We start from the raw sequence: 23,873 nt of genomic DNA, 5'->3' as shown, positions 1-23,873 counted from the left end.
CCGGCGGCGCTAGGCCGCGCTTCGCAATGCGTCGCGCCCCGCCTGCGCGGCGTGACGGCCGGCCTGCCGGCCGAAGAAGGTCGAATCGGCAAGAGACAGCCCGGAGCTGTACCCGGCGCCCCAGCGCGGCAGCCCGCAGGTCGTGCGGCCGGCTGCGTAGAGGCCCGGCACCGGCGCGCGCGCCGCGTCGAGCACCTGCCCGGTCGGCAGCGTGTCGAGCCCGCCGAGCGTGAAGTGCGGGTAGAACGCGTAGTCGATCCGGCAATCGAGCGCGACGAACGGCGGCTCGATCAGCGGCTGCAGCCACTTCTTCGCCTTGTGGAACAGCGGATCGGCGCCTTCGGCCGCATGGCGGTTGTACACGTCGACGGTCGCCGTCAGCGTGCCGGCCGGCATCTGCAGGTCGCGTTCGACTTCCTCCCACGTTTCGCCGGCCGCCGCGATGCCGATCCGCGCGATCGCGGGCGGCTCCTGGTACGTCGCCTGGTCGACCAGCAGGTAGATGCGATCGCCGGCCTGGTGAAACGCGTGATGGCCCGTACGGCCGTGATAGCCGTCCTCGTTGATGAAGCGCTGGCCGCGCGCGTTCACGAAGATCCCCTTGATCAGCGATTCGGGTGCATAGAACGGCAGGCTGACGAAACCCTGGTCCATGTGGATCGCCGCGCCGCCCGCGCTCTGGCCGAGCAGGATGCCCGAGCCGTCGTCGCCGGGGCTGCCGATCGGCTCGTCCGAGCGCAGGAATTGCGGCGCGTGCCTGCGCACCATGTCGCGGTTCATCGCGAAGCCGCCCGCGCACAGGATCACCGCGCCGCGCGCCCGCACGAACACCGTCTCGCCGTAGGCGCGCAGCACGACGCCGCGCACCGCGCCGCCATCGTCGACGATCAGCGCGAGCGCGCGCGTGTCGTAGCGCGTCGCGACACCGAGCGCCGCCACGCGTTCGGCCAGCACGCGCATCAGCATCTGCCCGCCGCCCCAGCCCGGCCATTGCGGCGTGTGGCCGCGCGGGCACGGTTTCGCGGCCTCGCTGAACGGCCAGGCTTCCTCGCTGCCGGACCAGATCAGGCAGTCGTCGGTTTCCGGTTCGACGATCCGCTCGGCGATGAACGTGTTCTTGTAGGTCAGGCCCTGCGCGACGAGCCAGTCGTGGTGCGCGAGGCTCTCGTTCGCATAGAGGCGCACCTTCGCCTCGTCGGCGTCGCGGCCGCCTGCGAGCATCAGGTAGCGATAGAGATCCTCCGTGTCGTCGGTGAAGCCGGCCTGCCGCTGCGCGGGCGTGCCGCCGCCGCCGCCGAGGTAGATCTCGCCACCCGACAGCGCGCTCGTGCCACCGTAGCTCGATGCGCGTTCGACGATCAGCGTGTCGGCGCCGGCGCTCGCGGCTTCGATCGCCGCGCACGCGCCGGCCGCGCCGAAGCCGACGATCACGACGTCATGTTCGGCATCCCAGCGATGCACGTCGCGAAGGTTCAAGGGGCGAGTCAGGGAATAGTCGGATGACATGAGGATTGGGTCAGCGTGAAGGGATTTGCGGAAAGCGGCGGCCGTGGCGGCGGGTTGCCGGGCACACGGCAGTGCGAACGCATGCCGCGCGCGATGTCCTGCTCGGGGGAAGTCAAACGATGTGAAGCCGAACCGCCAGCGCGATCGGGCGCCGCATGCAATGACGGCGCCCCAGGCTCGGCGACGGCACCTGTCCTGCGCGGCGCACGGCCGCGCCCGCATCACATGCCGCGCAACGCGGCAAAACCGAAGTGCGACGGATCGATCGGCACGCACCCGGTCGGCAAACCATTCGGATCGACCGAGCGGCACTGCAGGATGCCGGCCGCGTACGGCGGCGACGGGACCTCGTCGGCACCGTATCGCGCCATCGCCATGGCAGCGAACGTGCCCATCGCCAGTACGCACAGTTTGCGAGTCGTCAGTCTCATGATCGTCGTCCCCTCCGGTTGCCCGCTGATGCGGTTCGTATCCGGCGCGCATCGCTTGCGGCACCGGATGACTGCACGGTAGCCAGCGCCCGGCCGCCGGCCATCGTCCATTTCGACTAGGGGCAAACGCTGAGCGGAAGTTGTATGCCGTGCGGCGGCGCAGCATCGTCGTGACCGAATTCGCCTGCAGCGAGCAACCGCGACGTGTCGGGGGCCTTTGCCGGCCCGCCACGCCAATCATCAGACGCATGCCTCACTTCGGACGCTGCGCCGCACCATTGCCGCCGCATCGCGTTGCGCACGGCCGCCGACCCCGGTGTTTTCCCCGACCCTCGCCCTGCTCCGTATGGATGATGAGTCGCTATCGGTCCGATGCGAACCTTCGCCTCGACGTCGCAATGCCGCCGCGTCCGCACTCGCGACGCGACCGACTCTTTCCGTTCTGCCACGGGAGTACCGCATGACCGATTCGAATCCCCGCCACGCGCTGTACGACCTTGCGTGCCGCTACGCGCAAGCCGTCGACCGGCGCGACTGGCCGCGTCTCACTGCGCTTTTCACCACCGATGCCACGCTGACCGGCCCCGGCTTCCGCTTCGACGACCGCGACGCGATCGTCGCCGGCATGCGCGTGATCGAGCGCTACGACACGACCCAGCATCACGTGCACAACCAGCTCGTCACGCTCGACGGCGGCGAGGCCGATGTCGAGACCTACTGTGTTGCATGCCACGTCTATGTGCGCGACGGCGTGAAGCGAAAACTCGACTGGGGCGTGCGCTATCGCGACCGCTGCGTGTTCGACGGGAGCACGTGGCGCTTCGCCGCGCGCACGCTGCACCTCGACTGGTCGCAAGACCTGCCGCTGGAGGGCTGAACGATGCACACGCCCCTCCCCCTCATCGGCCGCACCGCGCTCGTCACCGGCGGCGCCGGTGGCATCGGCGCGGCCTGCGCGCACGCGCTCGTCGCCGACGGCGCGGCCGTCGTGCTGATGGGCCGCCGCCACGACGCGCTCGAGCGCGCGCAACGGCAACTGACCGACGCCGTGCCCGGCAGCCGCGTCGCGATTCATGCGGGCGACGCCTGCGACGAAGGCGACCTGCAGGCCGCGCTCGACTGCGCATGGGCGCTGGACAACCGCCTCGACATCGTCGTGCCGACGGTCGGCGGCGCCGGCTTCCGGCCGCTGCTGCTGCACGATGCCGACAGCTTTCGCGCGGAAATCGATCTGAACCTGCACAGCGCGTTCGCCGCGATCCGTCATGCGGCGCCGCGGCTCGCCGACAGCGGCGGCGGCGCGATCGTCTGCATCTCGTCGACGGCCGCGCAGATCAATTTCCGCTGGCTGTCCGCGTACTGCACCGCGAAGGCCGCGCTCGAAGCGCTCGTGCGCGGCGCGGCCGAGGAACTGGCCGGCGCGAAGATCCGCGTGAATGCGGTACGCCCGGGCCTCACGCGTTCCGAAGCCACGGCGCCGATGTTCGACAACCAGGCGCTCATCGACAGCTTTCTCGAACAGATCCCGCTCGGCACGCTCGGCGAACCGGAAGCGATCGCGCATGCGGTGCGCTATCTCGCGGGCCCCGAGTCGGGCTGGGTGACCGGCCAGAGCTTCGCGGTCGACGGCGGCCACGAACTGCGCACCAACCCGCGCGTCGACGACACGATCGCGCAGATCTACGGCGCGGCCGCGCTCGATGCGATCAAGGCCGGCCGTGCGCCTGGCGCCGCATGAATACCCGTCTTCCCTCACTCACAAAGGATATCGACCGACCATGAATCGAGTCGCAAACAAGGTCGCGCTGGTCACCGGCGCGGCAAGCGGCGTCGGCCGCGCGGATGCGCTGCTGCTTGCCGCCGAAGGCGCGCGCGTCGTATTGACGGACATCGACGAAGACGCGGGCCGCGCGCTCGCCCGCGAGATCGGCGATGCGGCGCTATTCGTGCGCCACGACATCGCCGACGAGGATGGCTGGCGGCACGCGATCGCGTCGACGCTCGAGCGCTTCGGCCGCCTCGACGTGCTCGTCAACAACGCGGCGATCTGCCCGGTCGGCTCGATCGAGGACACGAGCCTCGACACGTGGCGGCGCGTGATGCGCACCAATGCGGACGGCTATTTCCTCGGCTGCAAGTATGCGATCGGCGCGATGAAGGGCAACGACACGCCGGGCTCGATCGTGATGATGTCGTCGGTCGCCGCGCTCGGCGGGCTGCCGATGATGTGCGCGTACACCGGCTCGAAAGGCGCGGTGACGGCGCTCGCGCGCAGCGTCGCCGTGCACTGCAAGCGCAGCGGCTACCGGATCCGCTGCAACTCGATCCATCCGGACGGGATCTGGACGCCGATGACGCAGGCGCTGATGCCCGACCTCGACCCGGCTGCGCTCGGCATCGGCAGCGATCCGATGGCGCGCATGTGCGACCCGCAGGACGTCGCGAATCTCGTGCTGTTCCTGGCATCCGACGAATCGCGTTTCGTCAACGGCGCGGAACTGCGGATCGACAACGCACAACTGGTGTCGTCGCTGTAACGCGGCCCGACGCCTTTCCATTCAAAGGAGTCCCAAGATGATTTCATTCACCGGCAAGACGGTACTGGTCACCGGCGGCGGCGCGGGCATCGGCCGCGCCTGTGCGGAAGCGTTCGGCGCGGCCGGCGCGCGCGTGGCCGTGGCCGAGATCGACGCGGCGCGCGCGCAGGAAGTGCGGGCGGCGCTCGAAGCGGCCGGCGTCGACGCACTCGTCGGCACCGTGGACGTCACGCGCCGCGACGAGGTCGACGCGTTCGCGCGGACCATCGACGCGCGCTTCGGTGGCCTCGACGTGCTCGTCAACAACGTCGGCGATTTCCTGCAGATCGCGAAGCCGTTCGACACCTGCACCGACGACGACATCGACCGGCTGTTCGACGTGAACCTGCGTCAGGTGTTCACCGTCACGCGCGCGATGCTGCCGTTGCTGCGCAAGCGCGGCGCGGGCAGCAGCATCGTCGGCGTATCGTCGATCGAAGGCTTCCGCGCGATCCCGAACTGCACCGTCTATGCGTCGTTCAAGGCCGCGCTGACCGGTTTCACGAAAAGCCTCGCGCTCGAACTCGGGCCGGCCGGCATCCGCGTGAACCAGATCGCGCCGGAAACCACCGAGACGCCGCAGGTGCCCGTCAGCGCGATGGTCGCAGCCGAGCACCACAGTCATATCCCGCGCTGGATTCCGCTCGGGCGCTTCGGCGCGGCCGGCGATATCGCGGGCGCCGCGCTGTACCTCGCGAGCCCGCTCGCCGCGTGGGTCACCGGCACGACGCTGCACGTCGACGGCGGCGCGCTCGCGGCGGCCGGCTGGTATCGCGACCCGAACGGCTTCTGGACCAACATGCCCGTCGTCACGGGCAACGGCTTCAATTTCTGAGCGGCACCGCTCGCCTGTTCATTTCACGCGGCGCGTTCGCGCCGCCATCGGAGACTCCATGAAGATCCTGATCGTCGGCGGTACCGGCCTTATCGGCGGCCATGCCGCGCTGCACCTGCACGCGCAGGGCAACCAGATCACGCTCGCCGCGCGCAAGCCACCCGCGGCCGGCAGCGCGCTCGCGCAGTTCGACGTGCTGCAACGCGACTACGTGGCCGGCAACTTCACGCGCGACGATCTCGCGCCGTTCGACGCGGTCGTGTTCGCGGCCGGCAACGACATCCGCCACCTGCCGCCCGGCACCGACGAAGCCGCGCACTGGGAACGCGCGAACGTCGACGCGGTGCCGCGCTTCTTCGCGCTGGCCCGCGACGCGGGCGTGACACGCGCGGTGCTGGTTGGCAGCTTCTACCCGCAGGTCGCACCGGCGCTCGTCGACACGGTGCCTTACGTGCGCTCGCGCCATCTCGCCGACGAACGCGTACGGGCGCTCGCGACGCCGTCGTTCGCGGTGTGCAGCGTGAATGCGCCGTTCGTCGTCGGGTCGGTGCCGGGGCTGCGCAACGAGATGTTCGCCGCATACACGGGCTATGCGCTCGGTCAGTTCGCGGGGCTGCCCGTGTACGGGCCGGCCGGCGGCAGCAACTTCATCTCGACGCAATCGCTGTCGGAAGCGATCTGGGGTGCGCTCCAGCGCGGCGAAGCGGGCAAGGCGTATCTCGTCGGCGACGAGAATCTCAGCTTCGCCGACTACTTCGCGGCGTTCTTCCGCGCGGCCGGCAACCCGCAGGACGTGCCGTCGCTCGACCAGGAGCATCCGCTGCTGCCCGACATGGCGATCTACACGGGGCGCGGCAACGTCGTGTCGTACGAGCCCGATGCAGCGGACATCGCGCTGCTGCGCTACCGGCGCGGCGACGTGCAACGCGCAGTCGACGAAGTCGTCGCGCATTGCAGCGCGCAGTAAGCGGCGCGGATGCAAAAACGTCCCGCCGCCGGCATGCTGCGCGCCGGCGGCGGGACGTCGTTGTCGATCCGGATCGTCAGGCGCCGAGGCGCTGCTCGATCTTCTTCATCGTATCGGTCATTTCAGCCGGTAAACGCAGCTTCAGCATGTCAAACAGCGCCGCATGCAGCTTCAGCTCCTCGCGCCATTCATCGGCGTTCATCGACGTCACCGCATCGAACTGCTCGCGCGTGAAATCGAGGCCGTCCCAGTGCAGGTCTTCGTACGCCGGCGATACGCCGAACGCATGTTCGCCGCCGCCGCCCGTGCCTTCGAGACGATCCAGCATCCACTTCAGCACGCGCATGTTCTCGCCGAAGCCCGGCCACACGAACTTGCCGTTCGCATCCTTGCGGAACCAGTTCACGCAGTAGATCTTCGGCAGCGCCGCGCCTGCCGCTTCGAGCTGCTTGCCAAGTTTGAGCCAGTGCGCGAAATAATCGCTGACGTTGTAGCCGCAGAACGGCAGCATCGCGAACGGATCGCGGCGCACGATGCCCTGCTGGCCGACCGCGGCGGCGGTCGTCTCCGAGCCCATCGTCGCGGCCATGTACACGCCTTCGACCCAGTCGCGCGCCTCGGTCACGAGCGGCACCGTCGTCGAGCGGCGGCCGCCGAAGATGAACGCGTCGATCGGCACGCCGGCCGGGTTCTCCCAGTCGCCGTCGATCGACGGGCACTGCGCAGCCGGCGCCGTGAAGCGCGAATTCGGATGCGCGGCCTTGCGGCCGGTTTCCTTGGCCGTTTCCGGCGTCCACGGGTTGCCCTGCCAGTCCGTCAGCTTCGCGGGCGGCGTGTCGGTCAGCCCTTCCCACCACACGTCGCCGTCTTCCGTCAGCGCGACATTCGTGAAGATCACGTTCTTCGTCAGCGTCGCGATCGCGTTCGGGTTGGTCTTCTCGCCGGTGCCTGGCGCCACGCCGAAGAAGCCGGCTTCCGGATTGATCGCATACAGGCGGCCGTCGCGGCCGGGTTTCAGCCACGCGATGTCGTCGCCGATCGTCGTGACCTTCCAGCCGTTGAAGCCCTGCGGCGGGATCAGCATCGCGAAGTTGGTCTTGCCGCACGCGGACGGGAACGCGGCCGCGACGTGATACTTCTTGCCGGCCGGCGACGTCACGCCGAGGATCAGCATGTGTTCCGCAAGCCAGCCCTGGTCGCGGCCCATCGTCGACGCGATGCGCAGTGCGAAGCACTTCTTGCCGAGCAGCGCGTTGCCGCCGTAGCCCGAGCCGAAGCTCCAGATCTCGCGCGTCTCGGGGAAATGCACGATGTACTTGACCGGGTTGCACGGCCACGGCACGTCCTGCTGGCCGGCTTCGAGCGGATGGCCGACGCTGTGCACGCACGGCACGAATTCGCCGTCCTCGCCGAGCACGTCGTACACCTCCCGACCCATGCGCGTCATGATCCGCATGTTCACCGCGACGTACGGGCTGTCGGACAGTTCGACGCCCACGTGCGCGATCGGCGAGCCGAGCGGGCCCATCGAGAACGGCACGACGTACAGCGTGCGGCCGCGCATCGAGCCGCGGAACAGCCCGTTGAGCGTGTCGCGCATTTCGGCCGGCTCGATCCAGTTGTTGGTCGGGCCGACGTCGTCGCGCGATGCCGCGCAGATGAACGTGCGATCCTCGACGCGCGCGACGTCCGACGGATCGGATTGCGCGAGATACGAGTTCGGGCGCTTCGCAGGATTCAGGCGCGTGAGCGTGCCCTGATCGACCATCGCCTGGCACAGCGCATCGTTTTCTTCCTGCGAACCGTCACACCACACGACGCGCTCGGGCTCCGTCAGTGCCGCGATGCGCGACACCCAGTCGATCAGCTTGCGATGTTTGACGAAAGCCGGTGGAGCGATCAGCGGGCCGTGTGTTGCTTCGGCCATGGTGTTTTGCGACATGGGAATGTCTCCAGATTATTGGGCGGGGATGGGGGTTGCGGGACGAGCCCGCGAGATGGGGTATGCGATTGGAGCGCAGGGGGGAGCAGCGCGCAGGACGGGACGCGCGAGCGGAGCGCGCGTCGATGCCGCGATGCGTGCGAGAGAAGGTGACGTCTCGTTAGAGGGTGCGAACGCGAGTTTCGCCATGCAAGCAACCTGCCATACAACTCCATTCCGGCCAGCATACCATCGCCGTTATTGGACGGGCGTTGCGTTGCAACAAGAAACAACTGTGACGGCAGGCCGGCACGCGCGTTGCGGGCAGGTCTTTTTTTACCGCGTCATCACGCGCGCTTTGGGGACGAAACGGCCGGGATGGCCGCCGGCTGTGGGTTTCACGGGCGCGGCAATTTCGGTGTGCCGCGCCCGCGTGATGCAAACGCGAATGCGCGCCGGGCGAATTCACGTTTTCGCTACTCAGGCAAACCCTGAATTAGGTTGCGTACACAAACATCCTGATCGAATGCCCGATACACGCCCACGCTCAAAACGGCGCGCCGGGCAATCCGGGGTAATACGCGCCCGCCGCCATCCCGCCGTCGACGGCCAGTTCGGCGCCGTTGCAATACGACGCTTCGTCGCTCGCGAGGAACAGCGTCGCGCGCGCGATTTCGTCGGGCAAGCCGACACGCTGCAGCGGCACGTTCGCATAGTGCTTGTTGATCTCCTCGAGCGGCGCGCCGGTCGGATTCGACATCGCGGTGTTCACGCCGCCCGGATGGATCGAATTCACGCGCACGCCCTGGTGGCCGAGTTCGAGCGCCGCGACCTTCGTCAGCCCGCGCACGCCCCATTTGCTCGACACGTACGCGGCCAGCGCGTTCACACCGCGCAGTCCGTCCACCGAAGAGATGTTGACGATCGACCCGCTCTTCTGCGCGATCATGTGCGGCGCGATCGTACGAATACCGACGAACGTGCCGACCAGATTGATCGACACTGCGCGTTCGAAATCGCGTTTCGACAGCTCGGTGATGCCGCCGAAGGTCAGCACGGCCGCGTTGTTGACGAGCACGTCGATGCGGCCGAACTGCTCGACGGTCGCCTCCGTCACGCGCACCCAGCTCGCTTCGTCGGCCACGTCGAGCCGCATGAAGCGCGCCGCATCGCCAAGTTCGCGCGCGAGCGCTTCGCCTTCCGTGTCGAGCACGTCGCCGATCACGACGCGCGCGCCCTCTTCGACAAACAGCCTGCACGTCGCCGCACCCATGCCACGCGCGCCGCCCGTGACGATCGCTACCTTTCCATCCAGTCGACCCATGTCGTCCTCGCCTCGATTCCGGTTTGCCGGCCACCACGCGCATGCATGCGCGCGGCCGCCGAATTCATGATTGACACACGCCGTGCGCCGTCAGCCCCAGTACGCCTGCCCGCCGTCGAGCGGCAGCGTCGCGCCCGTCAGGTACGCAGCGTCGCGGCTCGCGAGAAACACGATCGCGCGCCCGATGTCCTGCTCGCAGTCGCCGACACGGCCGAGCGGAATCGTGCGGAAGAACGCAGCGGCTTCCTCCGGATTCGCATCGACCCAGCCCTTCAGGCCCGGCGACAGCGCGTGCGGCGCGACCGCGTTCACACGGATGCCGTCCGTGCCCCATTCGCATGCAGCCGCGCGCGTCAGCGCACGAATCGCTTCCTTGGTTGCCGCGTAGGCGCCGTAACCCGACGCATCCCAGCGCACCGCGGCCGACGATGCGAAGTTGACGATCACGCCGTCGCCCTTCAGGTGCGGATGGCATGCACGCATCATCCGCAGCGTCGCGATCGGCCCCGATTCGAGCCCCGCCAGAAAATCCGCGTCGGTCACGTCGAGCAGGCGGCCGAGCGGCACGACCTGCGCGTTGTTGATCAGGATCTGCACGCCGCCGAACCGTTCGACGACGTCATCGACGCACCGCGCGATCTGCGCGGCGTCCATCACGTCGCACACGAACGGCTCCGCCACGCCGCCGCGTGCGCGAATGGCTTCGCAGGTCGCGAGCAGCTTGTCGCGCGTGCGGCCAACCACCGCGACGTGCGCGCCCTCGGCCGCGAGCGCATGCGCGACGCCCTGGCCGACGCCCTGCCCCGCGCCCGTCACGAGCGCGACCTTGCCCTTCAGGATGCCCATGTGCGCTCCTCAGGCGACGATTGCCGGATGGGCCTGCACGGGCCCGCCGAGCAGTTCGCGATACGACGGCGGCTGCTTGCCGTCGAGATCGGCAATCCCGTACTGCAATGCGGCTTCCGCGCCGACGAGCACCTGCCCCGACAGCGCCATCCGCTGCGGATCGCCGTGAATCGCGTGAATCACGCGGCCGGTGAACTCCGGGCTTTCGGCGACGAGCGAGAACTCCTTGTAGAGATCCGGGTGCTCTTCCCACACACGCGTCGTGCGCTCGGTGCGCAGCGGGCCCATCCAGATCGACACGGTTGCGACGTCGAACGGCTTCAGGTCGACGGCCATGTCCTTCGCGAACTTGTCGACGCCGGATTTCTGCGCGCCGTACGCCGCGCCGTGCATGTAGCAGCTCGCGCCGAACGACGACGTGAACGCGATCAGCCCGCTGCGGCGCTTCGCCATCAGCTGTGCCGCATGCCAGCTCGCGACATACGCCGAGCGCAGCCCGACGTCGAGGATGTTCACGAGATCGAGCGACTTCTCCCAGAACGGACCCGGCAGGATCAACTGGTCGTGCAGGTAGGTCGCGTTGTTGACGAGAATGTCGAGCCGCCCGGATTCGCGCTCGACGCGCTCGAACAGCGCCTTCACCTGGGCGTCGTCCGCGTGATCGCAGGCCACCGCGATCCCGCGGCCGCCGAGCGCGTCGATCTCGCGCGCGGTCTCGTGGATCGTGCCGGGCAGCGGCGCATCACCTTCGTTCTGCGAACGGCCCGTCACAAAGACGGTCATGCCGGCCGCACCGAGCGCGCGCGCGATGCCCTTGCCCGCACCGCGCGATGCGCCCGTCACGACGGCGACCGGCGCATCCTGGTTCTGTGTCATGTTCGATGTCTCCTGTGAAATATCCGCCACGACCGTGGCGTTTCGCGTGCGTCAGGCGGCCGGCGGCTGCGCGCCGGCGAACAGCACGCCCGGTGCGTCGCCTTCGTAGCGGGCCGACAGCGTCGACGTGACGACGCAGCGCGTGGCCGCGATCTTCCATTCGCCGTCGACCTTCCGGTAAGCGTCGTCGTAATACGCGCCGAGCTGCGTGAGCGTGCGCGCGTTCGTGTCGATCATCTGGTAGTGCAGGCCCCACGTGCCGCGTGCATGCGTGTCGTCGATCACGGCGATGTCCGGATTCACGCCGTGATGCATCTCGACGATGTGCGGATGGCAGCCGAGCTGCTCGAACACGTCGACGAGCGCATCGCGCGTGTCGAACGTGCCGATCCGCCCGTAGTCGATCTGCACGGGGCCGGCCACGAAGCAGTCGCGCATGCCCTGCGGATCCTTGCGATCGCAGCACGTGAAGTAGCGCGCCTTCAACCGGCGGATCGCGTCGGCGTCTTCCAGCCGGCGCATGCGCGTTTCCAGCGATTCGATGAGGGTCATCCCGTCTCCTTGTTCGGTGCTGGCGCGGTTCGAAGGCCGCGTCGATGCCACGTTACCGCCGCGCGACGCGTCGGCCATCACCCGTTCGGATTAATCCGGCGGTTCGCGCATGAGGGTTTCGTCCGAACAGACGATGTGATGCAGGCGGCTTCGTTCCTACCATCGAACGACACCACCATGAGACACGGCGATGGACGACACGACCCGCACGCTCCACGAGTACGAGCAGATCCGACAGTTGAAGTACCGGTATTTCCGCGCGGTCGATACGCACGACTGGGCATTGCTCGCGGATTGCCTGACCGAGGATTGCGAGGCACGGCTGTATGGCGGCCGCTATGCGTACGACGGTCGCGACGCGTTCGTGTCGAGCCTGCGCGACCTGATCGGCAAGCCGACCTTCCTGACGATGCATCACGGCCATCACCCGGAGCTCACGCTGGTGTCCGCCGATCACGCGTGCGGCGTGTGGTTTCTCGAGGATCACGCGATCAATCTCGAGGATAACTACCTGCTGCACGGCACCGCGTTCTACGACGACCAGTACGTGAAGCGCGACGGCGTGTGGCGTATTCACGCGACGCGCCACGAGCGGCTGTTCGAAACCGTCACGTCGCCGATCCCGCCGTCGTTCACGCTGACCGCGAACCGGTTCGCGCCGGACGCGCATCACGCGGCCGGATCGCCCGAAACCACTTCCTGAACCCCGGCGGCCACGCCGCCGATCCCGTCATTCCCCTCTGGAGCCGGAGCAATGGAGAAAGTCATTTACGTGTTGTGGCGCGATGCGCAGGCCGCGCCCGACCAGTGGAGTCGCACGGTACGCGCGCAACTCGCCGACAAGCTGTTGTCGCTCGGTGCGCACGGCGTGCAGGTGAACGTCGTCGATGAAGATGTCGCGCCGGCCGCCGGCCTGAAGCAGACCAACACGCACCCGGGCATCGACGGGATCGTCGCGGTGTGGATGGACAGCGCGAACGCCCTGTTCCGCCAGCCGTTCGACGAGGCCGTGCGCGCGGCGGTCCCGCACATGGCCGCGTATCTCGTCACCGAGTCTCAGCCGATTCCGAACACGCGCTTCCCCGCGCGGCCCGGCGAACGCACGACCGGCTTCTCGCAGCTCGCATTTCTCAAGCGCCCGCCGCGTCTCACGCACGAAGCGTGGCTCGACGTGTGGCACGGTCATCACACGCGCGTCGCGATCGATACGCAGGACAATTTCCTGTACGTGCAGAACGTCGTCGTGCGCGCGCTCACGCATGCGGCGCCCGTCTACGACGCGATCGTCGAGGAGTGCTTCCCGGCTGCGGCAATGACCGATCCGCATGCGTTCTTCGATGCGGTCGGCGATGAGGAGAAGTTCCAGCGCAACGTGGCTGAAATGATGGACAGCTGCGGACGCTTCATCGATTTCGACAAGATCGATGTCGTGCCGACGAGCCAGTACGTCGTAAAGGCCGTGCGCGGATAACGCACCAGGATCGAGCGGATAAAAAAAAGCCAGCCCCGAGGGGCTGGCGTTGTGCTTCGGGTCCGACGATGATCAGAACTGGTTCATCGTGTTGTCCTTGCCCGCCGCCTTCAGCGCTGCTTCGCCGCTGAAGTATTCCTTGTGGTCGTCGCCGATGTCCGAACCCGACATGTTCTGGTGCTTCACGCAGGCGATGCCCTGACGGATTTCCTTGCGCTGCACGCCTGCCACGTAGCCCAGCATGCCCTGGTCGCCGAAGTATTCCTTGGCCAGGTTGTCGGTCGACAGCGCAGCCGTGTGGTACGTCGGCAGCGTGATCAGGTGGTGGAAGATCCCCGCTTCACGCGATGCGTCGGCCTGGAACGTGCGGATCTTTTCGTCGGCCAGCGTGGCCAGTTCCGTCTGGTCGTACTCGACGCTCATCAGCTGCGCACGGTCGTAGGCCGAAACGTCCTTGCCTTCGGCCTTCATCGCGTCGAACACTTGCTGGCGGAAATTCAGCGTCCAGTTGAACGACGGGCTGTTGTTGTACACCAGCTTCGCGTTCGGGATCACCTTGCGGATCTCGCTGACCATGCCGCCGATCTGCGCGATATGCGGTTTTTCGGTTTCGATCCACAGCAGGTCGGCGCCGTTCTGCAGCGACGTGATGCAGTCGAGCACGCAACGCGCTTCGCCCGTGCCGGCGCGGAACTGGAACAGGTTGCTCGGCAGGCGCTTCGGACGCAGCAGCTTGCCGTCGCGCTTGATGACGACGTCACCGTTGCCCAGCTGGTCGGCCGACAGCTCTTCGCAATCGAGGAACGCGTTGTACTGGTCGCCCAGGTCGCCCGCCGTGGCCGTCACGGCGATCTGCTTGGTCAGGCCGGCGCCCAGCGAGTCGGTACGGGCAACGATGATGCCGTCGTCCACGCCCAGCTCCAGGAACGCGTAGCGGATCGCGCGGATCTTCGCGAGGAAGTCCTCATGCGGCACCGTGACCTTGCCGTCCTGGTGGCCGCACTGCTTCTCGTCCGACACCTGGTTTTCGATCTGGATGCAGCAGGCGCCCGCTTCGATGAACTGCTTGGCCAGCAGGTAGGTCGCTTCCGCGTTGCCGAAGCCCGCGTCGATGTCGGCGATGATCGGCACGACATGCGTGACGTGGTTGTCGATCTTTTCCTGGATCGCAGCCTTGGCAGCTGCGTCCTTCGCCGCATCCAGCTCGCGGAACAGGCCGCCCAGTTCACGGGCGTCGGCCTGGCGCAGGAACGTGTACAGCTCGCGGATCAGCGCGCTGACCGACGTCTTTTCGTGCATCGACTGGTCCGGCAGCGGGCCGAACTCCGAGCGCAGCGCGGCGACCATCCAGCCCGACAGGTACAGGTAGCGGCGTTCGGTGCTGTTGAAGTGCTTCTTGATGGAGATCATCTTCTGCTGGCCGATGAAGCCGTGCCAGCAACCCAGCGACTGCGTGTACTTGGCCGGATCGGCGTCGTACGCGGCCATGTCGGCGCGCATGATCTTCGCGGTGTACTTCGCGATGTCCAGGCCCGTCTTGAACTTGTTCTGGGCACGCATGCGAGCGGCGTACTCGGGGCTGATGGCATTCCACGCACTGCCGTGGTTTTCCTTCAAGCCAGCCACTGCCTTGATGTCGTCTTGGTACTGGGACATGTCAATCTCCTGGGAACGAAGCGCATTTGAGTAAAGGGTTCAGCGTGCCCGCTTCGTGTGACGAAGCGAACTGCATGGACTCAATATTAATCCTGTCCGGCGCGCTTTCCATCAAGTCTTATATAAGACATAAGATATAAATTTTCCTTGTTTTTCAATGAGATAGCCAAGCGATTTTGCGATGCAAAACAAGTTTTCAAGCGGCGGAAAGGCGGCGCGACCGGAATTCCGCGCAGATTTCGCAATGTGAAAAGGCCTTTCGCAGTTGGAGAGCGGCCGGGGGCGGCAGCACCTGCGTTGCCACAGCCCATGACAGAACGTCTATACTTGGACAATTCATCGACAGCGAGCCGTGCGCTCGCTCCCCGTGCACCACGATGCGCCCTCTCCCGCCCGGAGCGACATGAACGACTCTCCCGTTTTCGACACGCTTTGCGATCTGCTGAATACGTCCGGTGCGCGTTTCCGCGTGCTGGAGCATCCGGCGGAAGGTAAATCCGACGTAATCGCCGCGATCCGCGGCACGCGCCCCGAACAGGGTGCGAAGGCGATGCTCTGCACGTTCAAGGACGGCGGCGACGCCACCGCACTCGCCGTGATTCCCGGTCACCTGAAGATCGACTTCCGCAAGGTCGCCGATGCCGTCGGCCGCCGCAAGGCGACGCTCGCATCGCCCGACGTCGCGGCCGCCGTCACGCGCTGCGTGATGGGCGCCGTGCCGCCGTTCGTGTTCGGCGCGAACGTCACGCTCGTCGTCGATCCCGCACTGGTCGAAAGCAACGGCGAGATCGCCTTCAACGCGGGCCGCCTCGACCGCTCGGTCGTGCTCGACTCGGCCGACTATGTGCGGATCGCCCGGCCTCTGCTGGCCGACATCACGCGGCCGGAAACGACCGACGCAACGTCGCCCCGGGAAGACGCATGACCACGCACCGCACACCACCGCTGTCCGAGCAGGCGTCGCTGATCGAGCAGGTGCAGCGCATCGCCGAAGGGCTCGGCGAGATGTTCGCGCCGTTCACCGAGGTCGTCGTGCATGACCTGCGCACGCCGCAGCACGCGATCCTCGCGATCCACAACAATCTGTCCGGGCGCGCGGTCGGCGATCCGGCGACCGAACTCGGCCTCGCCCGCATCGCCGACGACGATTTCCCGCAGGTGCTCGCGAACTACCCGAACCGCTTCGCCGACGGCCGCACCGCGAAAAGCACATCGATCGGCATCAAGGATTCGACCGGGCACTACGTGGCCGCGCTGTGCCTGAATGCCGACGTCACGCTGTTCCGCGGCTTTCAGGGCATGCTGAACCAGTTCTGCCGCACGGACGGCGAGACCGTCGTCGAGACGCTCGACCCGGCCGGCGCCGACGCGATCCGGCAGCGCATCGACGCGTTCGCGACGCGCCTCGCGACGACGCCGCGCGAACTGAAGACCGACCAGCGCCGCGAATTGCTGCAGACGCTGAAGGCCGACGGCTTCCTCGAGGTGCGCCGCGCGATGGAGATCGTGTCGCAGCATCTCGGCGTCTCGCGCGCGACCGTCTACAACGATGCGAAGTAAACCAGGCGCGCCGCTTTCCAGTTGACTGACCTTTCCGACTCTCGAGCAACCATGAACTCTCCGACTCTCCCCACGTACGACGACGTCGCCGCGGCCGCGGCCCGGCTCGAAGGCCATGCGCACCGCACGCCGGTGATGACGTCGCGAACGGTCGACGCAGCGCTCGGCGCGCAGGTGTTCTTCAAGTGCGAGAACCTGCAGCGCATGGGCGCATTCAAGTTCCGCGGTGCCTTCAACGCGCTGTCGCGTTTCAACGCCGATCAGCGCCGCCACGGCGTCGTCGCGTTCTCGTCGGGCAACCACGCGCAGGCGATCGCGCTGTCGGCACGCATCCTCGGCATTCCCGCGACGATCGTGATGCCGCAGGATGCGCCGGCCGCGAAGATGGCCGCGACGCGCGGCTACGGCGGCAACGTCGTGACCTACGACCGCTACACCGAGGACCGCGAGCAGATCGGCCGCGATCTCGCGGAGCAACACGGGCTCACGCTGATCCCGCCCTACGACCACGCGGACGTGATCGCCGGCCAGGGTACGGCGGCCAAGGAGCTGTTCGACGAAGTCGGCCCGCTCGACGCGGTGTTCGCGCCGCTCGGCGGCGGCGGGCTGCTGTCGGGCACCGCGCTGTCCACGCGCGCGCTGTCGCCGCACGCGACGTTGTACGGCGTCGAGCCCGAAGCCGGCAACGACGGCCAGCAGTCGTTCCGCTCGGGCGCGATCGTCCGGATCGACACGCCGCGCACGATCGCCGACGGCGCCCAGACGCAATACCTCGGCAACCTGACGTTCCCGATCATCCGCCGCGACGTCGACGACATCCTGACCGCGACCGACGCGGAACTGGTCGACTGCATGCGCTTCTTCGCTACCCGTATGAAGATTGTCGTCGAGCCGACCGGCTGCCTGTCATTCGCTGCCGTGCGACGGATGAAGGACGCGCTGCAGGGCAAGCGCGTCGGCGTCGTGATCAGCGGCGGCAACGTGGATCTCGAGAACTTCTGCGCACTGGTGTCGACGCCGGCCTGAGCGTCGCGGCGCACATGAATATCCTGTCATCCGTGCGCCGTTGCGCCTTCACGACGCGTTAAGTTTCGCGCCCTAGACTGATTACGTTGTCCCGTAGTCAGTCGTGAAGGAGCCACCATGAACATGCACGCGATCGTCGCCGCCGCCCTGGCGGCAGCCTCCCTTTCGGCGTTCGCTCAACCGGGCGCGACGTCCTCCGGTTTCCCCGCCGCATCGCCGCACGACGCCGTCGCGCAGGCGCTGCACCGCTCGCCCGGCGCATTGCCGCACGCCGGCTTCGTGCTCGCGAAGATCGATCAGAACAATACGCCGCCCGATCGTGGCGGCGACCCGAGCGGCCGCACGCACGCCGGCACGCACATGTAACGGCGCGCGCCGGGCGCCGCTGCCGCGCCCGGTCCCGCCGGCATTCAGAACGACGGCAGCGACGGATCGCGTGCGGCCAGGATGTCGTCGGTGCGTCGCTGCAGCGCGCCGTCGATCGTCTCCGGTTGCGGAATCAACCAGTAGCGCCCTGCGCGAATGCCGTCGAACACCCGCTCGGCAAACGCGTCGGGCGTGAGCCCGTGTGCGTTCAGCATCGAGCGCATCGTGTCGACGAAACCCTGCACCTCGGGCCGGTCGTGCGCGGCGCCGAACGGATCGTTGAAGATCCCCGACTGCACGGGGCCCGGCGCGAGCAGCGACACGCCGACCGGCGCGCCGAGCATCTTCAGTTCTCCATGCAGCGATTCGGTCAGCGCGACCACCGCGAACTTCGTCGCCGAATACGGCGACATCAGCGGGCTCGGCAGGAAGCCGCCGACCGACGCGGTGTTCACGATCCGCGCCGGCACGTTGCGTTCGAGCATCCGCGGCACGAAGCTGCGGATCCCGTTCAGCACGCCGTGCACGTTGATCGCGAAGCTGCGCTCGAAGCGTTCCTGCGTGATTTCCCAGCTGAAACCGGTCGCCATCACGCCCGCATTGTTGAACAGCAGGTCGACGCCGCCGAAGCGTTGCCATGCGGCTTCGGCCAGCGCGTCGACGGCCTCCGGCCGGCTCACGTCGGTCGGCACGCACAGCACCTCGGTATCGAGCGTCGCGGCAAAGGCGTCGAGCTTCGCCGGATCGAGATCGGCCAGCACGACGCGCATGCCGAGCGCGGCCGCGTGGCGTGCGAGCCCGCTGCCGATGCCGCTGGCCGCGCCGGTGATCACGGCGGTACCGCCGTCGAAGCGAATCGAATTCGTCATGTCAGTCAAAGTCCTGTGGGGTCGATGAGGGGATGCGCATACGCGGGAATCGCCGGCGGCGGCAGCGGCGTGCGGCCGTCGAGCGAACGCACCGCGAGTTGCTGCGCGAGCGGGAAATGCAGGCTGTGCGTGACGAGGCCTGTGCGTTCGCGCGCCGGCAGGCTGCACAGCGCGAGCGCGGTTTCGGCGAGATACGCGACGTCCTCGGTCGGATAGCCTTCGGGGATGTAGCGCGCGGCGCCCGGCGTGCGGATCGCCGTGCTCGGCGCGACGAGATTCACCGCGATTCCGTCGGCTTCGAGTTCGGCCGCGAGCCCCTGCGTGAAGCGCGACAGCGCGGCTTTCACCGCCGCATAGACGGTCGCGCCGCCCGCGCGCGAAAAATCGTCGAACGGCCGCAGCGGCGGCAGCGCCGTCACCGAGCCGACGTTGACGATCCAGCCGGCGCCGCGTGCGCGCATCAGCGGGATCGCGGCTTGCGCCAGCGCGAACGGGATGCGCAGATAGTGTTCGATCGTCGTGTCGAACATCGTCATCGGCATCGCGTCGACGCACGCGTAATCGGCCACGCCCGCGTTGTTCACGAGGATGTCGAGGCCGCCGGCGGCTTGCGCCGCGCGTCCGACGAGCGCGTCGCGCTCGGCCGCGTTCGACAGGTCGGCCGCGAGCGCAATCGCGCGGCCGCCGGCCTGTTCGATCACCGCGACCGTTTCGGCGAGCGTACCGGCGGTGGTCGCCGATTGCGTAAGGCTGCGCGCGGTCACGACGACGGTCGCGCCTTCGGACGCGAGACGCTGCGCGATCGCACGGCCGATGCCGCGGCTCGCGCCCGTCACGAGCGCGCACTTGCCGGCCAGGATCCGGGATGGGGTGTCGGTCATGATGTCTCCAGTCATTTCGATGCGTGTCGTTCAGCCCGCGATATCCGCAACGTGCAGCACGAGCTTGGTTTTCGCCTCGCCCGTTTGAACGAGATCGAGTGCGCGGGCCGCCTGTTCGAGCGGGAAACTGTCGAAGCGCGGCACGCGCAACGCGCGCCGGCCGAGCCGTTCGGCGATCGACGCGAGCGTGTTGCCGCTCGGCATCCGGCTGTAGGTCAGCGCGACGTTCAGCCCGCGACGCGCGGCTTCGGCGCCGGCAGCGGCCAGCCGCTCGGCATCGCCCGCCGCGAGCGTCAAGATGTTCACGAGCGTGCCGCCCGGCGCGAGCAGGTCGAGCGCATCGGGCAGCGTGTCGCCGCCGACCGCATCGAGCACGAGATCGACGCCGTCGGGCGCCCATGCGCGCAGTGCTGCGGCGATGTCCTCGCCGCGGTAGTCGATGGCGATCCCCGCCCCCAGCGATTCGACGGTGTCGCGATTGCGCGCCGAACACGTCGCCGCGACGCGCGCGCCGGCCTCGGCGGCCAGCTGGATCGCGAACGTGCCGACCGCGCCCGCGCCGCCGTGCACCAGCACGGTCTGCCCCGCGCGCAGCCCGCCGTCATCGAACAGGCCGGCCCATGCGGCCAGCGCGGGCGTTGGCGTCGCGGCCGCTTCCGCAAAACTCACCGCGTCGGGCAACCGCACGACCGAGTCGTGACGCACCGCGACGTATTCCGCATACGCGCCCCAGCGCCCCGCGCCGACGTCAGTCTGCGCGAACACGCGCATGCCCGGTTCGAAGCCGTCGACGCCATCGCCGACCGCTGCGACGACACCCGCCGCGTCGAAGCCGATCACGAACGGGAACGTGTACTGCATGAACGCGCCGAGGTAGCCTTCGCGGCATTTCCAGTCGGCGGGATTGACGCCCGCGTACGCGACGCGGATCAGCACGTCGCCGGGGCCCGGTTTCGGCGCCGGTACGTCGGCCAGCCGTAAGGCGTCGGAATGACCGACGCGGTCGATCAGAAGCGCTCGCATCTTCATGTCTCCAGAGGTGTTGTCGTTGGGGTGTGCGCGGCGTGTCACGCCGCGGTGTCGGCCAGCAGGCTCGATGCAAGCGGGCAGAACGCATGCGAGATCGCATCGACCGTCCAGTCGGGGCTTTCGGCATCGAACCGGCGGTCGACCCAACCCCAGTGATACGGATGCAGCAGGTATTCGCCGAGCAGATCGCCGACCTGCGCGAATTCCTGTTGCCACACGTGCGTCCATGCGCCGGGGGTTTCGATCCGGTTCAGGCGCCAGTTGCGGATGCCCGGCATGAACGCGGGCATCCGCAGCAACTCGTGCTCGAGCAACGCGACCTGTGCTTCGCTTGCCTGCGGGCGCACTCGCAACATCAACGTGCGCCAGATGCCGTCGCGCAACGCGGGCTCGCGCAGGCCGCCGCCGATCGCGCGGCACGCTGCACGGTCGAGGCGCGCGATGCCGGGCAGTTGCGCCAGTGCGGCGAATTCCGCGGAGGAATCGACAACCCGTTCATCGCGCAGCACGTCGAGCGTGTAGTCGCCCGCACCCCAGCAGCCTTCGAGATTGCGCGCGAGCGCCACGCGTTTTGCGCCCGGCAGCGCGTGCGCGGCTTCGCGCAATGCGTGCTCGATCGCTTCCGCGTCGCGATCGGCCGAAACGAATACCTGTGCCGTGTCATGCCGCATGGTCGACCTCCGTCAGCGCGGGCAGCGGCAAGTCGGCGTCCGTCATCACGTGGCGGCGGCGCGCATCGCACAGCCCGTCGACGGCCATCCAGAACGCAACCACGTCGCCATCGGTCAAGGCGCGCATCCGGTAATAGGAATACGCATCGTCGACCTGCCACGTCAGCCACAGGGTGCTCGGCTGCCCCGGCACCGCAACGGGCGGCGACACCCAGCGGCCGGCCGCCGTCAGTCCGCGCGCCGCATGGCCGGGCAGGTAGCGCTCGCGCAGCAGCGCGAGCACGTCGGGAATGCGCTCGGGCGCGAGCGTGATTTCGTCTACGATCTGGATCATTCGCGTGTCGTCCGTGGTCGTTCGGGTCGGGATGCATGGCCGGCATACGCCGTTCCGGCGAGGCCGAAGGCGGCCGGCATGGATAGCATTCTTGCGTGGGGGCTGCTCGCGAACCCCTACCGGCCCGCTCACCGGCCCCTGTCGCAACGATCAGATCGGGAGACTCATGAAACAGCGTGTATTGCCGGCGAGCGGACGCGTGCTGCCGGGTCTCGGCGCACGCCTGCTGAACGAACTCACGCGCAGCGGCGCGCCTCCGGCCGACCACGCCGCGCACGCGCCGCAAGCGGCGACGACCCCGGGCGGCTTCGTCGCGCTGTACCGCGACGCGATCGAGCGGCTCGAGGCGCAGGTCGCGCGCGGCGACGGCCATCCGCCGATGCGCAAGCAGGAAGTCGACCTGATGTGCCGCTGCTTGCTGAGCTGCGCGACGCTCGCCGACGCGATCCGCTGCGCGCGCGACTTCTGCGAGATGTTGACGCCGCGCGCCGGCGTGCTGTCGCTCGCGGTACGCGACGGGCGTGCGACGTTCCGGATGGATTCGCTGCGGCGCACGCGCAGCCCGGCCGCATGCCTCGTCGACCTGACCGGGCTGTTCTGCTATCTGCAGCTGTTCGGCTGGCTGATCGGGCAGCCGCTGCGGCCGACCGACGTGTGGCTCGGCCATCCGCGCCGCGACGACGCGGTGCCGCTGCTCGGGCTGTTCAACGCGCCGGTCGACGTCGGCCGGAAAACCTATGGCTTCGCGTTCGATGCGACGCGGCTCGATTGCCGCGTGATCCGGCAGCCGGGCGAACTCGACGCGTTTCTCGTCGACTTCCCGTTTCGTCTGATCGATGCGCCGCCGGCCGTCGTGTCATGGGCGCAGCAGGTGCGCGGTTTTCTCGATGCGGCGCTCGCGCGCGAACAGGCGCTGCCGGCGCTTGCGGAGCTGGCCGCGTGGCTCGGCGTCAGCGAGGCGACGTTGCGGCGGCGGCTGGCGGCGGAAGGCAGCGGCTATCACGTGCTGCGCGAACAATGCGTGGCCGATGCGGCCCGACGATGCCTGTACGAGACGGACTGGCCGATTACCCGCGTGGCCGCGTATCTCGGCTTCGGCGGCGAAGAGGCGTTCCGGCGCGCGTTCGTGCGCTGGACCGGCGTCGCGCCGAGCCGGTTCAGGCGCGATCGCATGACGCCTGGTCATCCCGATTCTTCAGACAAGAAACGCGGCACCGGCGCATAAGAGAAAGGATTCGGAAAGCGATTGCCGGGTAATGACGTTTTTTCGCACCCCGCGCGGCGCGGCAATTGACGCGCCCGAGCGCACGCCATTACCCTTGCGCGCTGATGGTTCCCAGAGATGGGATACATTCAACCCCCGCGAGCCTTACCAGATAACCGTTTCCCGTTTATTTGGCGTAATTTTGGCGTAAGGCCGAATCACTTCGCCTCGGCGTACATCTCGTCGGCCGGATAGAGCTGCAGCATCGCGCGCGCGGCCTCAATGTTCGACGTCGTGAGCCATTCCTCCCAGTCGTCCGGCCGCAGGATCACGACCGATCGCTTCTCGTCGCCCGGCTTATGCATATGCGACATCAGCGGGTGGCCGTCCGCGTTGACGGTGATCATCGACATCACGTGATGCTCGGAGCCGTCCTGGTTCGTCAGCGTGCGCCAGATGCCGGCGACACACATCGTCGGCCGATCGACCACGCCGATTTTCTGCCACACGCACGACCCGAGCACCCAGTCGCCATTCGCTTCTTGGCGCGCGTCAGGATAGGACGGTTCGACCACGGATAGCGCCGGAATCAAGCAACGCCGGCCGGCGCGCCAGGCGGGCCCATACAACGGCGATTTCCCGAGGTTGTCGTCGCGCACGTTCATCGTGGTGCGCATGAGCGGCGCCTTGCGCCCCTGCTCCTTCGCCTTCTTGATGTTTGCCTTCTGGAGCGCACTCGGCCAGAAGCCGAAGCCTGCGATTAGGGGCTTGAACTGCCCGTCGACGTAGCCGACGATCGGCGCGTCGTAGTCCTGGTAGATCTCGGGTTTCCACGGCGTCCAGCGGTACAGGTCGCGGAAGCTGTCGATCTTGAGCTCACTCAACCCTGGATCTTCTCCCGGCGCGACGTAGTTTGTGCACATATCCTGTCCCCATTTTTCTGGTCTTGACGAGGATAGCTTAGCGCGAAAT

At 67.7% G+C, this 23,873-nt stretch carries 26 protein-coding genes; 12 read left to right on the top strand and 14 right to left on the bottom strand.

Translation table 11 applies throughout. The features are described 5' to 3' along the window. Window positions 1-9: 9 nt before the first annotated feature. Both KEC55_RS19510 and KEC55_RS19505 read right to left on the bottom strand, forming a co-directional pair. Complete coding sequence (locus KEC55_RS19510) at window positions 10-1,506, bottom strand: FAD-dependent oxidoreductase (protein WP_282509802.1); 1,497 nt, start codon at window positions 1,504-1,506, stop codon at window positions 10-12. A gap of 221 nt (window positions 1,507-1,727) precedes the next feature. Continuing rightward, window positions 1,728-1,937: a hypothetical protein gene (locus KEC55_RS19505; protein ID WP_006483048.1), complete on the bottom strand. Its 210-nt coding sequence runs from the start codon at window positions 1,935-1,937 to the stop codon at window positions 1,728-1,730. A 460-nt stretch (window positions 1,938-2,397) separates the two neighbouring features. Between KEC55_RS19505 and KEC55_RS19500 the strand changes: the two genes are divergently transcribed. The 5 genes from KEC55_RS19500 to KEC55_RS19480 are packed head-to-tail and all read left to right on the top strand — an operon-like array spanning window position 2,398 to window position 6,315. Beyond that, window positions 2,398-2,814, top strand: coding sequence for a nuclear transport factor 2 family protein (locus KEC55_RS19500; RefSeq protein WP_282509795.1), 417 nt, complete (start codon window positions 2,398-2,400; stop codon window positions 2,812-2,814). A 3-nt stretch (window positions 2,815-2,817) separates the two neighbouring features. Continuing rightward, window positions 2,818-3,675: an SDR family NAD(P)-dependent oxidoreductase gene (locus tag KEC55_RS19495; protein WP_282509793.1), complete on the top strand. Its 858-nt coding sequence runs from the start codon at window positions 2,818-2,820 to the stop codon at window positions 3,673-3,675. Window positions 3,676-3,715: 40 nt separating this feature from the next. Continuing rightward, window positions 3,716-4,474, top strand: a complete 759-nt coding sequence (locus tag KEC55_RS19490) for an SDR family oxidoreductase (protein ID WP_262544769.1) — start codon at window positions 3,716-3,718, stop codon at window positions 4,472-4,474. Window positions 4,475-4,514: 40 nt separating this feature from the next. After that, complete coding sequence (locus tag KEC55_RS19485) at window positions 4,515-5,348, top strand: SDR family NAD(P)-dependent oxidoreductase (protein ID WP_348995894.1); 834 nt, start codon at window positions 4,515-4,517, stop codon at window positions 5,346-5,348. Between the two features lie 58 nt (window positions 5,349-5,406). After that, entirely contained in the window at window positions 5,407-6,315 is a 909-nt protein-coding gene (locus tag KEC55_RS19480; RefSeq protein WP_282509783.1) for an NAD-dependent epimerase/dehydratase family protein, read from the top strand. A 76-nt stretch (window positions 6,316-6,391) separates the two neighbouring features. On the opposite strand, the gene KEC55_RS19475 is transcribed toward KEC55_RS19480, so the two are convergent. The 5 genes from KEC55_RS19475 to KEC55_RS19455 form a co-directional block, all read right to left on the bottom strand. Then, window positions 6,392-8,257: a phosphoenolpyruvate carboxykinase (GTP) gene (locus KEC55_RS19475; protein WP_282509781.1), complete on the bottom strand. Its 1,866-nt coding sequence runs from the start codon at window positions 8,255-8,257 to the stop codon at window positions 6,392-6,394. Window positions 8,258-8,783: 526 nt separating this feature from the next. Next, window positions 8,784-9,560: a glucose 1-dehydrogenase gene (locus KEC55_RS19470; protein WP_282509779.1), complete on the bottom strand. Its 777-nt coding sequence runs from the start codon at window positions 9,558-9,560 to the stop codon at window positions 8,784-8,786. Between the two features lie 90 nt (window positions 9,561-9,650). Beyond that, window positions 9,651-10,406, bottom strand: coding sequence for an SDR family NAD(P)-dependent oxidoreductase (locus KEC55_RS19465; RefSeq protein ID WP_282509777.1), 756 nt, complete (start codon window positions 10,404-10,406; stop codon window positions 9,651-9,653). Between the two features lie 9 nt (window positions 10,407-10,415). Then, entirely contained in the window at window positions 10,416-11,282 is an 867-nt protein-coding gene (locus KEC55_RS19460) for an SDR family NAD(P)-dependent oxidoreductase (protein WP_282509775.1), read from the bottom strand. Between the two features lie 51 nt (window positions 11,283-11,333). Beyond that, window positions 11,334-11,834 (bottom strand): nuclear transport factor 2 family protein, encoded by a 501-nt coding sequence (locus KEC55_RS19455; RefSeq protein ID WP_282509774.1) that lies wholly within the window; start codon window positions 11,832-11,834, stop codon window positions 11,334-11,336. A 190-nt stretch (window positions 11,835-12,024) separates the two neighbouring features. On the opposite strand from KEC55_RS19455, the gene KEC55_RS19450 reads away from it, so the two are divergent. Further along, window positions 12,025-12,537 (top strand): nuclear transport factor 2 family protein, encoded by a 513-nt coding sequence (locus KEC55_RS19450; protein ID WP_282509772.1) that lies wholly within the window; start codon window positions 12,025-12,027, stop codon window positions 12,535-12,537. 51 nt (window positions 12,538-12,588) lie between these two features. Then, window positions 12,589-13,305 (top strand): EthD domain-containing protein, encoded by a 717-nt coding sequence (locus KEC55_RS19445; protein WP_282509770.1) that lies wholly within the window; start codon window positions 12,589-12,591, stop codon window positions 13,303-13,305. A 72-nt stretch (window positions 13,306-13,377) separates the two neighbouring features. On the opposite strand, the gene KEC55_RS19440 is transcribed toward KEC55_RS19445, so the two are convergent. Next, complete coding sequence (locus tag KEC55_RS19440; RefSeq protein WP_282509768.1) at window positions 13,378-14,961, bottom strand: isocitrate lyase; 1,584 nt, start codon at window positions 14,959-14,961, stop codon at window positions 13,378-13,380. Between the two features lie 403 nt (window positions 14,962-15,364). Here KEC55_RS19440 and KEC55_RS19435 point away from each other — a divergent pair, with 403 nt between their 5' ends. The 4 genes from KEC55_RS19435 (at window position 15,365) to KEC55_RS19420 (ending at window position 17,913) form a co-directional block, all read left to right on the top strand. Next, on the top strand, window positions 15,365-15,886 hold the full coding sequence (locus KEC55_RS19435; protein ID WP_282509766.1) for a YbaK/prolyl-tRNA synthetase associated domain-containing protein: 522 nt from the start codon (window positions 15,365-15,367) through the stop codon (window positions 15,884-15,886). Further along, a complete protein-coding gene (locus KEC55_RS19430; protein WP_282509764.1) occupies window positions 15,883-16,521 on the top strand; it encodes a helix-turn-helix transcriptional regulator in 639 nt (212 codons plus the stop codon). Before KEC55_RS19435 ends, KEC55_RS19430 begins: the two co-directional genes overlap by 4 nt. Window positions 16,522-16,572: 51 nt before the next feature. After that, window positions 16,573-17,547 (top strand): threo-3-hydroxy-L-aspartate ammonia-lyase, encoded by a 975-nt coding sequence (locus KEC55_RS19425; RefSeq protein WP_282509763.1) that lies wholly within the window; start codon window positions 16,573-16,575, stop codon window positions 17,545-17,547. Between the two features lie 117 nt (window positions 17,548-17,664). Further along, the gene (locus tag KEC55_RS19420; protein ID WP_282509762.1) at window positions 17,665-17,913 is read left to right on the top strand and encodes a hypothetical protein; all 249 of its coding nucleotides are present in this window, start codon (window positions 17,665-17,667) and stop codon (window positions 17,911-17,913) included. 44 nt (window positions 17,914-17,957) lie between these two features. Here KEC55_RS19420 and KEC55_RS19415 read toward each other — a convergent pair whose 3' ends face one another. From KEC55_RS19415 to KEC55_RS19395, 5 genes are read right to left on the bottom strand one after another with little or no spacing between them, the layout of a single operon-like run. Beyond that, on the bottom strand, window positions 17,958-18,782 hold the full coding sequence (locus tag KEC55_RS19415; protein ID WP_282509761.1) for an SDR family NAD(P)-dependent oxidoreductase: 825 nt from the start codon (window positions 18,780-18,782) through the stop codon (window positions 17,958-17,960). Between the two features lie 5 nt (window positions 18,783-18,787). Continuing rightward, window positions 18,788-19,663 carry an SDR family NAD(P)-dependent oxidoreductase gene (locus tag KEC55_RS19410; RefSeq protein WP_282509760.1) on the bottom strand — a complete coding sequence of 292 codons (876 nt, stop codon included), beginning with the start codon at window positions 19,661-19,663 and terminating at the stop codon, window positions 18,788-18,790. Between the two features lie 30 nt (window positions 19,664-19,693). Then, window positions 19,694-20,686 carry an NADP-dependent oxidoreductase gene (locus KEC55_RS19405; protein ID WP_282509759.1) on the bottom strand — a complete coding sequence of 331 codons (993 nt, stop codon included), beginning with the start codon at window positions 20,684-20,686 and terminating at the stop codon, window positions 19,694-19,696. Window positions 20,687-20,730: 44 nt separating this feature from the next. Then, entirely contained in the window at window positions 20,731-21,363 is a 633-nt protein-coding gene (locus tag KEC55_RS19400) for a Dabb family protein (RefSeq protein WP_282509757.1), read from the bottom strand. Continuing rightward, window positions 21,353-21,697, bottom strand: coding sequence for a hypothetical protein (locus KEC55_RS19395; RefSeq protein ID WP_282509755.1), 345 nt, complete (start codon window positions 21,695-21,697; stop codon window positions 21,353-21,355). Before KEC55_RS19395 ends, KEC55_RS19400 begins: the two co-directional genes overlap by 11 nt. 166 nt (window positions 21,698-21,863) lie before the next feature. Between KEC55_RS19395 and KEC55_RS19390 the strand changes: the two genes are divergently transcribed. Next, window positions 21,864-22,922 (top strand): AraC family transcriptional regulator, encoded by a 1,059-nt coding sequence (locus tag KEC55_RS19390; RefSeq protein WP_282509753.1) that lies wholly within the window; start codon window positions 21,864-21,866, stop codon window positions 22,920-22,922. A 197-nt stretch (window positions 22,923-23,119) separates the two neighbouring features. Here the strand turns inward: KEC55_RS19390 and KEC55_RS19385 are convergent, their stop codons facing one another. Then, the gene (locus KEC55_RS19385; RefSeq protein ID WP_282509751.1) at window positions 23,120-23,824 is read right to left on the bottom strand and encodes an SOS response-associated peptidase family protein; all 705 of its coding nucleotides are present in this window, start codon (window positions 23,822-23,824) and stop codon (window positions 23,120-23,122) included. Window positions 23,825-23,873 lie beyond the last annotated feature (49 nt).

Source organism: Burkholderia cepacia, from assembly GCF_029962485.1.
Lineage (GTDB): Bacteria > Pseudomonadota > Gammaproteobacteria > Burkholderiales > Burkholderiaceae > Burkholderia.
This window is presented reverse-complemented; position numbering and strand designations above follow the sequence as displayed.